We start from the raw sequence: 13,740 nt of genomic DNA on the forward strand, positions 1-13,740 counted from the left end.
GAAGGCTCTCCAAGGCCTCAAAAGAGAGGTGACAGGTATGGCAAAGGGAATGCGCGAGATTAAGCGCCAGATTAAATCTACTCAAAACACGAAGCAAATTACGCGCGCGATGGAAATGGTCGCGGCTGCGAACTTGCGTCGAGCTCAACAAGCAGCAGAAGCAGCTCGTCCTTACTCGGATAAGTTGAAAGAAGTTGTTGCGAGCATCGCAGCAGGCACCAAGGGTGTGAAGCACCCGATGCTGCAAACACGCGAAGTGAAGAAAACCGCTTATTTGGTTATTACATCGGACCGTGGTCTAGCAGGGGGCTACAATGCGAATGTTTTGCGTAAAGTAATGAACGAAATTCGTGAAAGACATAAATCGACGGCGGAATACTCCGTTTTCGTGATCGGTCGTAAAGGAAATAACTTCTTCACGAAACGCAATGTGCCAATCGTGCAACACGTTACAGGTCTTCCAGATTCACCGACTTTCGCGGATATCAAAACAATCGCTGCTTCAGCTGTCAGCAACTTTGTGAACGGTTCGTACGACCAGTTGTTCCTGGTATACAATAAGTTCCAAAATGCGATCAGCCAAGTGCCAACCATGGTTCGTTTGCTTCCGATGGAGGAAGTAACGAGTACTACAACGGCTAGCTATGAGTATGAGCCGTCAGCGGAAGGCGTACTGGAAGTATTGCTGCCGAAATATGCGGAAACGATTATTTACAGCGCAGTGCTTGAAGGTAAAGCGAGTGAGTTCGGTGCGAGAATGACAGCGATGAACTCAGCGACCAAAAATGCAACGAAGATGATCAGCACTTACACACTAGCGTACAACCGTGCACGTCAAGCAGCAATTACGCAAGAAATTGCGGAAATCGTCAGCGGTGCCAGCGCGAACGCTTAATGATAAACGGTCTCGATGGAGACACAAGCTTTACTTAGGAGGGAAACCATGAGCAAAGGGCGCGTTGTGAATATTACAGGGCCTGTCGTCGACATTGAGTTCGAGCGCGGACAACTCCCTGAAATTCTGAATGCAATCAAAATTGAAAAGACAGAAAACGGACAAACGGTTTCGATTACCGTTGAAGCGGCTGTTCACCTCGGTGACAACCTCGTTCGTTGCGTAGCGATGTCTTCTACAGACGGACTTGTCCGTGGTGCAGAAGCTGTCGACCAAGGCGCTCCAATCACTGTACCTGTTGGTGCAGCGACACTGGGCCGCGTATTCAACGTAGTTGGCGATCCAATCGATGGCATCGACACAGTTGACCGTACACTTTCCAGCCCAATCCACAAAGAAGCTCCGAAATTCGACAACTTGTCGACAAAATCCGAGATTCTTGAGACGGGTATTAAAGTTATTGACTTGATGGCTCCTTACGCAAAAGGTGGTAAAATTGGTCTCTTCGGTGGTGCCGGCGTAGGTAAAACGGTAACAATGCAAGAGCTAATTCACAACATTGCGCAAGAGCACGGCGGTATCTCCGTATTTGCGGGCGTTGGTGAGCGTACGCGTGAAGGTAATGACCTTTACCACGAGATGAAAGACTCCGGCGTTATTGCAAAAACAGCAATGGTATTCGGTCAAATGAACGAGCCTCCAGGCGCGCGTCTTCGCGTAGCTCTGTCCGGTTTGACAATGGCTGAGTATTTCCGTGACGAAGAAGGAAGAGACGTTCTTCTCTTCATCGATAACATCTTCCGTTTCACACAAGCAGGTTCTGAGGTTTCCGCTTTGCTAGGCCGTATGCCTTCCGCGGTAGGTTACCAACCAACGCTTGCAACTGAAATGGGTCAATTGCAAGAGCGTATTACGTCCACGAAAAAAGGTTCCGTTACTTCCATTCAAGCGATTTACGTTCCTGCCGATGACTATACGGATCCGGCTCCTGCAACGGCTTTCGCTCACTTGGATGCAACGACGAACTTGGAGCGTAGTATCGCAGCTGCAGGTATTTTCCCTGCGGTAGATCCACTTGCTTCATCTTCCCGTGTCTTGACGCCAGAAATCGTTGGCGAAGAGCACTACAAAGTAGCACAAGGTGTTAAACAAGTTCTTCAACGTTACAAAGAGCTTTTGGATATCATCGCGATCTTGGGTATGGATGAGTTGTCTGATGAGGACAAATTGGTCGTTACTCGTGCGCGTCGTCTTCGTTTGTTCTTGTCTCAGCCGCTTCACGTTGCTGAGCCGTTCAACGGATTCCCAGGCTTGTATGTACCATTGAAAGAAACTGTGCGCAGCTTCAAAGAAGTTCTTGAAGGTAAGCACGACAATCTTCCTGAAGTTGCTTTCCACAACGTGGGAACAATTGAGGATGCTATTGCGAAAGCTAAAACGCTATAAGTTGCATTTGCATACTCGCTAAGTTAGCTTAGGAAGGAGAATCCAAGTGAGTACATTCCTATTGGAAATTGTAACACCAGAGCGCACAGTGTATGCTGAACAAGTGAACATGGTTAGCGTGAAGGGTGTCCAAGGTGAGCTTGGAATTCTGCCGAATCACATTCCACTTGTCACACCGTTGAAAATCGCTCCGATTACTGTGAAGAAACAAGGGTCGAAAGACGAAGTTCTTGCAGTGAATGGCGGCTTCATGGAAGTGCGCAAGGATAAGGTGGTTATTTTGGCGGAAAGCGCCGAGCTGCCTGGTCAAATCGATATCGATCGTGCGAGAGCAGCGAAAGAGCGTGCGGAGAAACGTCTTGCGGACGCGAAGCAAGATAACGTGGATTTCAAACGCGCTGAAGCTTCTTTACAAAGAGCAATGAATCGTATCGGTGTGTCCGGGAAATAAATCGTTGATAAAAGCGGGGGAGCTTTGGTTCCTCCGCTTTTTTTGCGTTTTCTGAAGGTGGAAAACGCAAAAACTGCTCCTCCTAAGAAGGAGGAGCAGTGCGGTTATTGCTTCATTTTAAGCATGATGCCAGATGGTGGATTGCCCTGTTTTCGGACAAGGAGGAAACGTATCCCCTGCCGTTAATGTTATGCTCTGCCCGTCGGCATCGCGGTAGCGGCCTGTTTCGGTTACTTTGTCATTCGTCTTATGCTGATGACTGGATTGTGAAGCTGATGACATGGGGAAGATCAACCCTTTCATTCATAATAATTTGATTTATAGGACACAGCTCGTATGCCCAATGAATAATATTCCCCGTTTAGGTGGTATCCTACTCATAGCTTGGAAGAATTAATGTCGACGCCCCAACCCCTTTTTGTTATACTGATGTAGGTGATTATTACCAAATTGGCTAAACTAGCAAAGAATGCAAATCAGAAATGGAGGCGGTTACATTCACATGATGTATACAAATAACTATGTAATCGTAGCGGTTTTTTTGGGTTTAGGAGTTTTTCTTCCCATTGCAGCGCTGACGATTGGCAAATGGTTAAGACCGAGCAAACCCATCGATGAGAAGTACACGACGTACGAGAGTGGTAATGAGCCTGTAGGTGAAGGGCAGATCCGGTTTAACATTCGTTATTATTTGTTTGCTTTGATGTTCGTCATCTTTGATGTGGAGACCGTGTTCCTCTATCCGTGGGCTGTCGCGTTTGATAAGCTCGGTTTGTTTGCCTTAATAGAAATGTGTATTTTTGTAGCCTTGCTTGCCATAGGCTTAATATACGCTTGGAAGAAGAAGGTGCTGCAATGGACTTCAGTCTAGAGTCGATCACTCCCGAGGAACGGGAAGAATTAAACCGCAATGTATTTATGACAACGCTGGAGCAGGTAAAAGCTTGGGCTCGCAGTAATTCCCTATGGCCATTGACATTTGGCTTAGCTTGCTGCGCCATTGAAATGATGGGAACAGGCGGTTCTCACTATGATTTAGATCGATTCGGAGTCATCTTCCGTACGTCGCCAAGGCAATCAGATGTCATGATTGTAGCAGGGACAGTTACGAAGAAAATGGCTCCTTTGCTGCGCCGTCTTTATGAACAAATGCCAGAACCGAAGTGGGTCATTGCGATGGGCTCTTGCGCAACGGCGGGCGGACCTTACGTGAAGTCGTATTCGGTTGTCAAAGGTGTCGACCAAATCGTACCCGTTGACGTGTATATCCCTGGTTGTCCGCCGAATCCGGCTGCGCTGATCTATGGGATCAACAAGCTTCAGGAGAAGATTCGCTATGAGGCGAAGACTGGGAAGCAGGTGACCAATCGATGAGTGAGGAGAATAAGCCGGAGAAATCCGTGGATCCAACTCCTCCCGTTGGTGAGGATGGTAAAGTGAATGAATCGCCCCTAGATGAAGCGATTGCTGAGGTTGGCGAGCTCACCCCAGAGGCGCGATTGAGCAAGACGCCGCTTAGCGCAGACGTGCAAGCGGATGTAGAGCGCGCTGCGGAGATACAGGCCGCTGATCCGGCCGTGCAGACGACGAGCGAGCCAAGCGACGCACCTGCGGCAGAGCTCGCGGAGCGAGCTGCAGGCGCCGAAGCGGCTGCAGCGCCAGCGTCCGACGCGGCGGCGGAGCGCGCCGCGGCCAAAGCCCAGGCAGCAGCAGAAGCCCGCGCCGCGCGTGCCGCAGCACGCGGAGCGAAATCCGACTCGGCGGAGCCAGCCGCGCCGAAGGAACCATCACCGAACCAGCCGCTGTTGGATCGGCTGGTTGCGATCTTGAAGGCCGACGTAGGCGAAGACGCCGTCGTCGACGCGTTCATCAACGAAAGGGACGCGCATCGCCCTTACGTGGTCATTCACAGCTCGCGCTGGCCGCAGGCCGCGCTAACGCTTAGAGATCACGAGGAGTTGCGCTGCGATTACTTGCGCAATCTCTCTGGGGTGGATCAAGAAACGCACCTGGAGGTGGCGTATTATCTGCTTTCGCTTACACACAAGCAGGAGTATTGTGTGAAAGTGAAGACAGACCGCGAGCAGCCAAGCATTCCGTCGGTAACGGATGTTTGGGCGACAGCCAACTGGAATGAGCGTGAAGCCTTTGACCTTTTCGGCATCGATTTCCCTGGCCATCCGCACTTAGTTCGCATCATGATGCCTGATGATTGGGTGGGTCATCCACTGCGCAAAGACTACGAACCGCTTGACCCGGAGGTGTAGCACGTGTTACGGACAGAAGAGCTCCTATTAAATGTTGGCCCTCAGCATCCTAGTACGCATGGGGTTTTCCGCGTGATTGTAAAGCTGGATGGTGAAATCATTCGAGAAGCCATACCCGTTATGGGCTACTTACATAGAGGAACAGAGAAATTGGCTGAGAACCTCAGCTATACCCAAATTATCCCTTACACCGACCGCATGGATTACGTTTCGGCGATGACGACGAACTACGCGTTAGTGAACGCCGTCGAGAAAATGATGGGGCTCGAAGTCCCAGAGCGTGCGGAATTCCTGCGCTTGATCGTGATGGAGCTGCAACGAATCGCTTCTCACATGGTGTGGTGGGGCACGTACTTACTCGATATTGGCGCGATGAGCCCGTTCTTGTACGCATTCCGTGATCGGGAAATGATCATCGATTTCTTCAATGAATTATGCGGTGCTCGCTTAACGTACAACTACATGCGTGTTGGCGGCGTGAAGTGGGATGCGCCAGAGGGCTGGATTGACAAGGTGCGCGCATTCGTACCGTATATGTACGGGAAATTAGAAGAATATCACACCCTCGTGACGGGCAATGAGATTTTCCTATCAAGGATCAAGGGTGTCGGCAAATATGATGCTGAGACAGCCATTGCGTATGGCCTTAGCGGGGCGAACTTGCGTTGTACAGGGGTGGACTGGGATATTCGCAAAACACAGCCGTACAGCCTGTACAGCCGCTTCCAGTTCGATGTGCCTGTGCGCAGCGGCGGGGATTGCTATGACCGTTATTTAATCCGGATGGAAGAAATTAAACAATCGCTTCGCATCTTGGAACAGGCGTTAGACGTGTTCCCTGAGGGTGGCGAAACGATGGGCAAAGTGCCGAGAGTCATTCGCCCACCAGAAGGCGAAATCTATGCAGCCATCGAATCTCCGCGCGGGGAAATCGGCTGTCATATTATTTCCCGAGGCAAGCAAGAGCCGTACCGTTTGAAATTCCGCAGACCGTCCTTCGTGAATCTGCAAATTTTGCCTAAGCTGCTCGTGGGAGAATCGATGACGAATCTGATCACGATTCTGGGCGGCATTGATATTGTCGTTGGAGAGGTGGATGCCTAATGGTCAATCTATTGGAGGAGAGTCTAACGTGGACGAACTTCTTCGTATTCCTTTTCTGGGGCATCGTCATGCTGCTGCTCGTACTCGGTTTCGTTACCTATGCCATTTACTTCGAGCGTAAAGTCATCGGCTGGATGCAGCTGCGGATTGGACCGAATCGAACAGGGCCGTTCGGGTTGCTGCAAAGCGTCGCGGACGTGCTCAAGCTGTTGATTAAAGAAGATACCATTCCCAAAAAAGCGGAGCGCGAGCTCTTTATTTTAGCACCGATTATCACATTCATTCCGTCCTTTACAATTATTGCGACGATTCCGTTCTCGGATCGGATGTTCAATGCGAACTTGGACGTGGGACTGCTCTACTATGTCGCCCTGACAGGCATCTCGACCATTGGGATTATTCTTGGCGGTTGGGCTTCGAACAATAAGTATGCGTTACTAGGCGGTATGCGCTCAGCGGCACAAATGATTTCCTATGAAGTTCCGCTTGTTATCTCCGTGATTGGCGTCATTATGATGACAGGCAGCTTGAATCTACATACGATTGTCGATCACCAAACAGGCGGTTTCTGGCACTGGAATTTCATTCCTCAGATTCTCGGTTTCGTTATTTTCGTTATTGCGGGTGTATCTGAGTTGAATCGGACGCCGTTTGACTTGCCGGAAGCTGAATCTGAGCTCGTTGCGGGCTACCATGTCGAATATAGCGGATTCCGTTTCGCCTTTTATATGCTGGCTGAGTACGTGTATGTCTTCGTCATCGCATCGCTAATCAGCTTGATTTTCTTGGGTGGATGGCATGCGCCGTTCGGTTTCCTTGATTTCATTCCAGGCGTGATCTGGTTCTTGTTGAAATTCTCGCTTGTGGTGTTCTTCTTGTTCTGGCTGCGCGCGACATTGCCACGGGTTCGCATCGATCAGCTGATGGGATTCGGCTGGAAAGTGCTGCTTCCACTGGCGCTGGTTAACATGCTGTTAACGGCGATCATTATGACCATTTTCTAAAATGTGCTTACGAAGACAGTTTTGCTCTAGCAAAACTTTAAGGAGCTGAAACACATGAAAGGCATTATGAAAGGTTTAGGCTTCACGTTTAAGGGCTTAACACAGAAGAAGGTTACGTACGCTTATCCAGACGTTCCGCTCAAAATGCCGGACCGCTTTCGCGGTATTCAACACTTTGATCCCGAGAAATGCATCGTGTGCAATCAATGTGCGCGTGTATGCCCAACGGAGTGTATCACGTTAACGGGGAAAGCGAATCCCGACCCTGAGAAAAAAGGGAAGGTCATCGATACGTATGACATCAATTTCGAAATTTGCATTCTGTGCGACCTATGCACAGAGGTGTGTCCGACGGAAGCGATCGTGATGACGAACAATTTTGAGCTGAGCAGCTACAGTCGTGACGATTTGTTCAAGAACATGGAGTGGCTGAACAACAACAATCAAAATATTCGCCAAGAGAACAACTCGGCTATGCCGAAGGGGGGCGCAAAGAAAGATGTTTAGTGGACTCGGCGATTTCCTATCTAGCGGTACGAGTTGGGCGTTCTTCATCTTCGCGCTGCTCGCCATTGGCGGGGCCATCTTTATGATCTCTTTTACCAAAGTCGTTCATATGGTCATCGCCGTTGCCCTCACGTTCATCAGCTTGGCTGGTCTGTACGTCATTCTAGAAGCGGAATTTGTGGCGTTCGTTCAAGTGTTGATTTATGCGGGTGCGATCTCTATTCTGATGATTTTCGGCATTATGATGACGAAGCATCGGCAAGAGGAAGAGGAAGGGCCAAAGCGTCCTTGGCATGAAGGGTTGGCCATTTTGGGCGCGGTAGGACTGTTCGGTGTTCTGTTCTACGCAATTCAGAAGTCGACGTTCGTCTCATCGGAAAACCTAGATGTAGGGAAAGATAATACGCTTGAAATCGGGAAGCTGCTCTATAATGTGCACGTCATCCCTTTCGAAATTATGTCCGTTCTGCTGACAGTCGCCTTCATCGGGGCGATCGTGGTCGCGAAGAGAGAGGAGGATTAACCCATGGGCACTATCATTACGCCTTATCTCACGTTGGCAGCGATTTTGTTCTGTATCGGACTGTACGGCGCGTTAACGAAGAAGAACGGGGTGATCGTCCTGCTCTCCATCGAGCTGATGCTCAATGCGGTCAACTTGAACTTGATTGCGTTTTCGAAGCTAGGGGACCATCCCGCGTTAACGGGGCAAATTTTCTCCCTTTTCAATATCACCATTGCGGCTGCTGAGGCGGCTGTGGGGATTGCGATTTTGATCGCCATTTACCGCAATAGAGGTACGGCGGATGTTACGGATTTGGATTCTATGAAGCGCTAGGAGGATAACAAGGATATGGTATCGGACTATTCACAATATGCCTGGCTCATTCCGTTGTTTCCGCTGATTGCTTTTCTAGCGCTTACGGCGATGGGACGTCAACTGAAGGACCTCGGGATTTACATTAGCATTTTTGCCATGCTGCTTTCGTTTATTGTCGCTTTTCTTATTTTCGTGGAGCGTATCGGCGGGAATGTTGAAGATTTTACGTGGGATAAAATGAACTGGCTGCAGGTCGGTGATTTTACGCTGAAAATGGGCTTTGAGGTCACGAACCTCAACGCACTGATGCTGGTCATTGTTACCCTGGTGTCTCTGCTCGTAAACATTTATTCCAAGGGCTATATGAAGGGCGACGAGCGGATACACACGTTTTTCGGGTATATTGCGCTGTTTTCGTTCTCCATGCTAGGTCTGGTCATTGCAGAAAATATGTTAGAACTCTACATCTTCTGGGAGCTTGTCGGCGTCTGTTCTTTCTTGCTCGTCGGCTTCTGGTACTTCAAACCAGAGGCGAAGGCAGCGGCGAAAAAGGCATTCATCGTCACACGCATCGGGGATGTCGGCTTATTCATCGCGATCCTGTTGCTGTACTTGTACATGCCAGGGCACGCACTTGATTTCACATCGATACATAATGCCTTTACAACGGGTAAAATCGACCCAACGATCGTCACCTGGATTGCAGTTCTGATTTTCGTCGGGGCGATCGGTAAATCGGGTCAATTTCCGCTGCACACGTGGTTGCCAGATGCCATGGAAGGGCCAACGCCGATCTCGGCGCTGATCCATGCGGCAACGATGGTTGCGGCTGGGGTGTACCTCGTGGCGCGGACATTTGACATTTTCCATGCGTCGCCAGATGCGCTAACCGTTGTGGCATATGTGGGCGGATTCACGGCGATCTTCGCTGCGACGATCGGGATCGCGCAGAACGATATAAAGCGGATTCTCGCGTACTCCACGGTCAGCCAACTCGGTTACATGATGATGGCGCTGGGAATCGGCGTCTCCTATACGTCGGGGATGTTCCACTTGTTCACGCATGCGTTCTTCAAGGCGTTGCTCTTCTTAGGCGCAGGTAGTGTGATTCACGCGGTGCATACGCAGGATATTAACGAAATGGGCGGTTTATCCCGCAAAATGAAGATTACGACGGGGACCTTCGCGATCGGGACGCTGGCGTTATGCGGTATTTTCCCATTCGCAGGCTTCTGGTCGAAGGATATGATTTTAACCGAAGCGTATGAGCATAACCAATTGCTGTTCTGGGTTGGTGTGATTGCGGCGTTCTTCACCGCTTTCTACATGTCACGTCTTTTCTTCCTTGTGTTCATGGGGGCGTCTAGAGGCAAAGCGCATGTCGATCATGACGATCACGATGATGCGCACGACCATGCACACACGCATGAACCGCATGAATCTCCAGCGACGATGACGGCACCGCTCATTATTCTGGCTGCGTTAGCCGTTGTAGCAGGTTTCGTAAATACGCCATTCAATGAATGGCTGGGTCATTGGTTAACAGGGCAGGAGCACGACGAGGCGGCGAATTGGACGGTCATTATTTTGTCCACCTTAGCGGGCTTGTTGGGTATCGGACTGGGCTACCTCATCTATTTGAAACGCTCCATCCCACGGGATGTCGTTTCGAGCAAAGCGCCTTGGTTATACAAGCTGCTTAACCGTAAATATTTCATTGATGAAATCTATGAAGCCGTCGTCGTTAAACCGCTTCGCGGTTTAAGCGTGATCTTGGAATTGTTTGATATTTACGTCATCGACGGAATCGTACGCTTGGTCGCATTCACCGTGGTAAGTCTGGGACGGCTCGGGTCCCGACTCCAAAACGGTCAGATGCAATCGTACGGCGTCATCATGCTGCTGGGGATGCTGATTCTGGCCCTTGCCATCGCAGGAAGGAGGTTCCTACATGCCGGATAACTTGCCTATTTTAAGTATGATCGCCTTCTCGCCGTTGCTCGGCGTGCTTGTTCTGCTCTTCCTTCGGGGAGACAAAGGCCGTCTGATCAAGACGGTGGGGATCGTCACAACGCTAATTCCACTGTTTTTGGCCGCATGGCTGTATGTGGACTACAACTATCAAGGGGATCCGCTGCAGTACAAAGAGTCGCTCGATTGGATCAAAGTGCCCCTGAACCACGAGGGGATACAGCAGATTACGAAATTTTTCTTCGAGTTTAAATATTCGTTAGCGGTCGATGGCATCTCGTTGCCGCTCGTCTTCCTAACGGCACTAATTTCGACAATGGCTGCTCTAGCGTCGGTGTACATTAAGAAACGCTGGAAAACGTATTTCATCTTATTCCTTTTGCTAGAAACAGGCATGTTCGGTGTCTTCCTTGCACAGGATCTGTTCTTATTCTTCCTGTTCTTCGAAATTACACTCGTGCCGATGTTCTTCTTGATCGGAATATGGGGCTATATGAATCGGGAACAAGCGGCGAATCGCTTCTTGCTCTACAACGGATTGGGCTCAGCGATCATGCTGATTGCCTTCTTGATTCTGGTGGCAACGGCTGGCTTCAACCAGGACCCGTCACAAACCGAAGCGATCATTTACTACAGCGGTGATATTCACACGATTGCGCACAATTTGCTGCAGGCTCCTGAAGCCTATGTAAATCAAGCGAATACACCGTTCTTCATGAGCCAAGCGATGAAATGGACCGTGTTCATTCTGCTCTTGGTCGCATTCGGGATCAAACTGCCGATCTTCCCGTTCCATACGTGGATGCTGAAAGTGCACACAGAGGCTCCGCCTGCTGTGGTTATGATTCACTCGGGCATTTTGCTGAAAATGGGGGCCTACGGCCTCATCCGTTTTGGGATCCTGTTCTTCCCGGCGGAAGCCCAGCAGTGGGCGTGGGTGCTTGCGCTCCTCGGTGTCATTAACATCGTGTACGGTGCGCTGCTCGCCATGGTTCAGAAAGATTTCAAACTCGTACTGGCCTACTCGAGTATTAGCCACATGGGCATCGTCCTGCTGGGACTCGCTGCTTTCAATATTTCAGGTCTGCAGGGCGCCGTGTTCCAGCTCATCTCACACGGTCTGATCTCAGCCCTGATGTTCTTGCTCGTCGGCAGCATCTACGAGCGAACCGAAACCACGCAGCTCGATCGCTTGGGCGGTCTCGCTCGCAATATTCCTTTCATCAGCGGCATTCTGCTGATTGGGGGTATGGCATCGCTCGGATTGCCTGGCTTATCCGGCTTCATCAGTGAGTTCCTCGCGTTCCTCGGACTCTTTGAGAACCACCGTGTGTACGCGATTATCGGTACACTGGGGATCATTCTCGCAGCGGTGTACGTGCTGCGCGGGGTATTGAACATCACGTTCGGCCCTAAGCAGCCAAGCTTACTGCAGCAAGGGATGCGCGACGCACGCTTCATCGAGGCTGTGCCGATGATTACCCTCGTCGCGTTCATTCTCTTGCTGGGTGTGTACCCAAGCGTGCTGAGCCAGCCGCTACAACAAACCATCGGCAGCTTGGATCAATTGATCCATAGTGTAGCCGGGAAGATAGGAGGGTAGTCCAGTGGAACAGATTAGACTCCATGCTGCTGATTTGATGCATCTGCTCCCTGAGCTTGCGCTGGTCGCGACCGCGCTTATCCTATCTCTCTTGGATTTGGTGCTGCCTAATCGCGTGAATCGTTCGATCATTGGTTGGTTGACGCTTGCGGGTATTGCGGTTTCTGCGGTCTTCGTGGTGCTGCAACTGAACCCAGAGGAAGCGATTCAGCTGCTGAATCAGAGCTATCGCATCGACGATTTCTCGAATATTTTGAAATTATGTACGTTAGTCGGTACGGGACTCATCGTCTTCATGAGCCTCGGCTTCGTGAAAGAAGATGCGATCCCGCATGTCGGCGAATACTATTACTTCTATTTGCCTGCTGCGCTAGGCGCGATGGTAATGTCCTCTTCGGGGGATCTGATCACCCTGTACGTAGGCTTGGAATTGCTGAGCATCACGTCTTACCTGCTCGTTGCCATGAAGAAGAAGGATCAAAACTCCAACGAAGGCTCCTTCAAGTATTTGGTTATGGGCGGGATTTCCTCGGCCATCATCTTGTACGGCATGTCCTTCCTCTATGGCATGGCGGGCTCGACCAATTTGCTTGAAATTGGTAAAGCATTGCCTTCTCTTGTAGCGTCGTATGAGCCGCTGCTCTACGTGTCGTTCTTCCTGCTGCTGGCAGGCTTCGGCTTCAAAATCGCCGCGGCCCCATTCCACAGCTGGGCACCAGACGTGTATCAAGGCGCGCCGACGCCAGTGACAGCCTTCTTGGCTGTTGTGTCCAAAGCAGCTGGCTTCGCCATTTTGTTCCGCGTGTTCTACGTGCTGTTCGGGTTTAACAACTTCGGCGAATCGCATCTGCAGTCTGACGTGTTCTTGGCGATCTCCGTCATGGCGGCCGTTGCGATGGTCGTGGGAAATTTCGTTGCGTTGAAGCAAACGAACATGAAACGATTGCTTGCCTACTCAGGGATTGCGAATGCGGGCTATCTGCTCGTGCCCATTGGGACGTATTTCTCGGCAACGCATTATGCCAACTTCTCCGAGTTCATTTTTTACTTGATCGCTTACCTGTTTATGAACATCGGCGCCTTCGCGGTGCTAATGATTATTGAACAAGCCGAAGGCCACACAGAGGGCAAGGGCTTCGCAGGGCTTTACTATCGCGCGCCATTAACAGCGGTCGCGATGGTGCTGCTGATTCTCTCCTTAGCGGGCATTCCGCTATCTGGCGGATTCTTCGGAAAGCTGTACATCATTTTAGGTACGATGCAGACGCAACAGTATTGGCTAGGGTCGTTGATGATCGCGACCAGCGTCGTCTCGTTCTACTATTATTTCAGCATTGTCCGTCAAATGTTCATGCGCAGCGACTATGAGCCTGCCGCGATCAAAGTGTCCGCTCCATTAGGGATTACCGTCTGGTTGTGTGCGCTCATCAGCGTGGCGCTCGGCGTTGTTCCACATATGGTGCTGAAAGCCATTGAAAGCATTTTTACATTGACGAAGGATTTTATCATTTCGTAAAAAACGGTGTTACCCGAAGGCCTTCCCTGCGTAAGAAGTGGGGGAGGCCTTTTTTGGTATTGCCAAAAAATATTTTCTGAATATCTGAACTTTTTGCGAAGAAAAACCGTTATAGGTATCGAGAGGATACCCGAATGTGGTATAGATAGAGAAGTG

16 protein-coding genes are annotated in these 13,740 nt (G+C 50.3%); 14 read left to right on the forward strand and 2 right to left on the reverse strand.

The features are described from left to right. The first annotated feature begins 37 nt into the window (after nt 1-37). Genes atpG through MJB10_RS00310 form a run of 3 tightly spaced genes read left to right on the forward strand, consistent with a single transcriptional unit; the run spans nt 38 to nt 2,792 of the window. The gene (atpG, locus tag MJB10_RS00300; protein WP_314800391.1) at nt 38-895 is read left to right on the forward strand and encodes an ATP synthase F1 subunit gamma; all 858 of its coding nucleotides are present in this window, start codon (nt 38-40) and stop codon (nt 893-895) included. A gap of 48 nt (nt 896-943) precedes the next feature. After that, complete coding sequence (gene atpD / locus MJB10_RS00305; protein ID WP_314800394.1) at nt 944-2,341, forward strand: F0F1 ATP synthase subunit beta; 1,398 nt, start codon at nt 944-946, stop codon at nt 2,339-2,341. A 46-nt stretch (nt 2,342-2,387) separates the two neighbouring features. After that, nucleotides 2,388-2,792 (forward strand): F0F1 ATP synthase subunit epsilon, encoded by a 405-nt coding sequence (locus MJB10_RS00310; protein ID WP_314800396.1) that lies wholly within the window; start codon nt 2,388-2,390, stop codon nt 2,790-2,792. Nucleotides 2,793-2,909: 117 nt separating this feature from the next. On the opposite strand, the gene MJB10_RS00315 is transcribed toward MJB10_RS00310, so the two are convergent. After that, nucleotides 2,910-3,074, reverse strand: a complete 165-nt coding sequence (locus MJB10_RS00315) for a hypothetical protein (RefSeq protein WP_314800397.1) — start codon at nt 3,072-3,074, stop codon at nt 2,910-2,912. A gap of 223 nt (nt 3,075-3,297) precedes the next feature. Here MJB10_RS00315 and MJB10_RS00320 point away from each other — a divergent pair, with 223 nt between their 5' ends. Then, a complete protein-coding gene (locus MJB10_RS00320) occupies nt 3,298-3,663 on the forward strand; it encodes an NADH-quinone oxidoreductase subunit A (protein WP_314805426.1) in 366 nt (121 codons plus the stop codon). Beyond that, the gene (locus tag MJB10_RS00325; protein WP_314800398.1) at nt 3,648-4,166 is read left to right on the forward strand and encodes a NuoB/complex I 20 kDa subunit family protein; all 519 of its coding nucleotides are present in this window, start codon (nt 3,648-3,650) and stop codon (nt 4,164-4,166) included. Before MJB10_RS00320 ends, MJB10_RS00325 begins: the two co-directional genes overlap by 16 nt. On the opposite strand, the gene MJB10_RS00330 is transcribed toward MJB10_RS00325, so the two are convergent. Next, nucleotides 4,102-4,662: a hypothetical protein gene (locus tag MJB10_RS00330; protein WP_314800399.1), complete on the reverse strand. Its 561-nt coding sequence runs from the start codon at nt 4,660-4,662 to the stop codon at nt 4,102-4,104. The genes MJB10_RS00325 and MJB10_RS00330 overlap by 65 nt on opposite strands. Before the next feature lie 28 nt (nt 4,663-4,690). Here MJB10_RS00330 and MJB10_RS00335 point away from each other — a divergent pair, with 28 nt between their 5' ends. Genes MJB10_RS00335 through MJB10_RS00375 form a run of 9 tightly spaced genes read left to right on the forward strand, consistent with a single transcriptional unit; the run spans nt 4,691 to nt 13,584 of the window. Next, nucleotides 4,691-5,059: an NADH-quinone oxidoreductase subunit C gene (locus MJB10_RS00335; protein ID WP_314800401.1), complete on the forward strand. Its 369-nt coding sequence runs from the start codon at nt 4,691-4,693 to the stop codon at nt 5,057-5,059. A 3-nt stretch (nt 5,060-5,062) separates the two neighbouring features. Next, on the forward strand, nt 5,063-6,163 hold the full coding sequence (locus MJB10_RS00340) for an NADH-quinone oxidoreductase subunit D (RefSeq protein ID WP_314800403.1): 1,101 nt from the start codon (nt 5,063-5,065) through the stop codon (nt 6,161-6,163). Further along, a complete protein-coding gene (gene nuoH / locus MJB10_RS00345) occupies nt 6,163-7,167 on the forward strand; it encodes an NADH-quinone oxidoreductase subunit NuoH (protein ID WP_314800404.1) in 1,005 nt (334 codons plus the stop codon). Before MJB10_RS00340 ends, nuoH begins: the two co-directional genes overlap by 1 nt. Before the next feature lie 54 nt (nt 7,168-7,221). Further along, complete coding sequence (gene nuoI / locus MJB10_RS00350; RefSeq protein WP_314800406.1) at nt 7,222-7,674, forward strand: NADH-quinone oxidoreductase subunit NuoI; 453 nt, start codon at nt 7,222-7,224, stop codon at nt 7,672-7,674. Continuing rightward, the gene (locus MJB10_RS00355) at nt 7,667-8,197 is read left to right on the forward strand and encodes an NADH-quinone oxidoreductase subunit J (RefSeq protein WP_314800408.1); all 531 of its coding nucleotides are present in this window, start codon (nt 7,667-7,669) and stop codon (nt 8,195-8,197) included. Before nuoI ends, MJB10_RS00355 begins: the two co-directional genes overlap by 8 nt. A gap of 3 nt (nt 8,198-8,200) precedes the next feature. After that, nucleotides 8,201-8,512, forward strand: coding sequence for an NADH-quinone oxidoreductase subunit NuoK (nuoK, locus tag MJB10_RS00360; RefSeq protein WP_314800409.1), 312 nt, complete (start codon nt 8,201-8,203; stop codon nt 8,510-8,512). A gap of 15 nt (nt 8,513-8,527) precedes the next feature. Next, nucleotides 8,528-10,456, forward strand: a complete 1,929-nt coding sequence (nuoL, locus tag MJB10_RS00365; RefSeq protein WP_314800410.1) for an NADH-quinone oxidoreductase subunit L — start codon at nt 8,528-8,530, stop codon at nt 10,454-10,456. Continuing rightward, on the forward strand, nt 10,446-12,068 hold the full coding sequence (locus MJB10_RS00370; protein WP_314800411.1) for a complex I subunit 4 family protein: 1,623 nt from the start codon (nt 10,446-10,448) through the stop codon (nt 12,066-12,068). Before nuoL ends, MJB10_RS00370 begins: the two co-directional genes overlap by 11 nt. A gap of 37 nt (nt 12,069-12,105) precedes the next feature. After that, the gene (locus MJB10_RS00375) at nt 12,106-13,584 is read left to right on the forward strand and encodes an NADH-quinone oxidoreductase subunit N (RefSeq protein WP_314805428.1); all 1,479 of its coding nucleotides are present in this window, start codon (nt 12,106-12,108) and stop codon (nt 13,582-13,584) included. The last annotated feature ends 156 nt before the right edge of the window (nt 13,585-13,740 follow it).

The organism is Paenibacillus sp. MBLB1832, assembly GCF_032271945.1.
GTDB classification, from domain to species: Bacteria; Bacillota; Bacilli; order Paenibacillales; family NBRC-103111; genus Paenibacillus_E; species Paenibacillus_E roseopurpureus.

Coding starts and splice junctions, on each gene's coding strand:
- MJB10_RS00330 (WP_314800399.1), bottom strand. CDS start 4,662: ATGAACGCGTCGACGACGGCGTCTTCGCCTACGTCGGCCTTCAAGATC.
- MJB10_RS00370 (WP_314800411.1), top strand. CDS start 10,446: ATGCCGGATAACTTGCCTATTTTAAGTATGATCGCCTTCTCGCCGTTG.
- MJB10_RS00355 (WP_314800408.1), top strand. CDS start 7,667: ATGTTTAGTGGACTCGGCGATTTCCTATCTAGCGGTACGAGTTGGGCG.
- MJB10_RS00315 (WP_314800397.1), bottom strand. CDS start 3,074: ATGTCATCAGCTTCACAATCCAGTCATCAGCATAAGACGAATGACAAA.
- nuoK (WP_314800409.1), top strand. CDS start 8,201: ATGGGCACTATCATTACGCCTTATCTCACGTTGGCAGCGATTTTGTTC.
- nuoI (WP_314800406.1), top strand. CDS start 7,222: ATGAAAGGCATTATGAAAGGTTTAGGCTTCACGTTTAAGGGCTTAACA.
- nuoH (WP_314800404.1), top strand. CDS start 6,163: ATGGTCAATCTATTGGAGGAGAGTCTAACGTGGACGAACTTCTTCGTA.
- MJB10_RS00320 (WP_314805426.1), top strand. CDS start 3,298: ATGTATACAAATAACTATGTAATCGTAGCGGTTTTTTTGGGTTTAGGA.
- atpD (WP_314800394.1), top strand. CDS start 944: ATGAGCAAAGGGCGCGTTGTGAATATTACAGGGCCTGTCGTCGACATT.
- MJB10_RS00375 (WP_314805428.1), top strand. CDS start 12,106: ATGCATCTGCTCCCTGAGCTTGCGCTGGTCGCGACCGCGCTTATCCTA.
- MJB10_RS00325 (WP_314800398.1), top strand. CDS start 3,648: ATGGACTTCAGTCTAGAGTCGATCACTCCCGAGGAACGGGAAGAATTA.
- atpG (WP_314800391.1), top strand. CDS start 38: ATGGCAAAGGGAATGCGCGAGATTAAGCGCCAGATTAAATCTACTCAA.
- nuoL (WP_314800410.1), top strand. CDS start 8,528: ATGGTATCGGACTATTCACAATATGCCTGGCTCATTCCGTTGTTTCCG.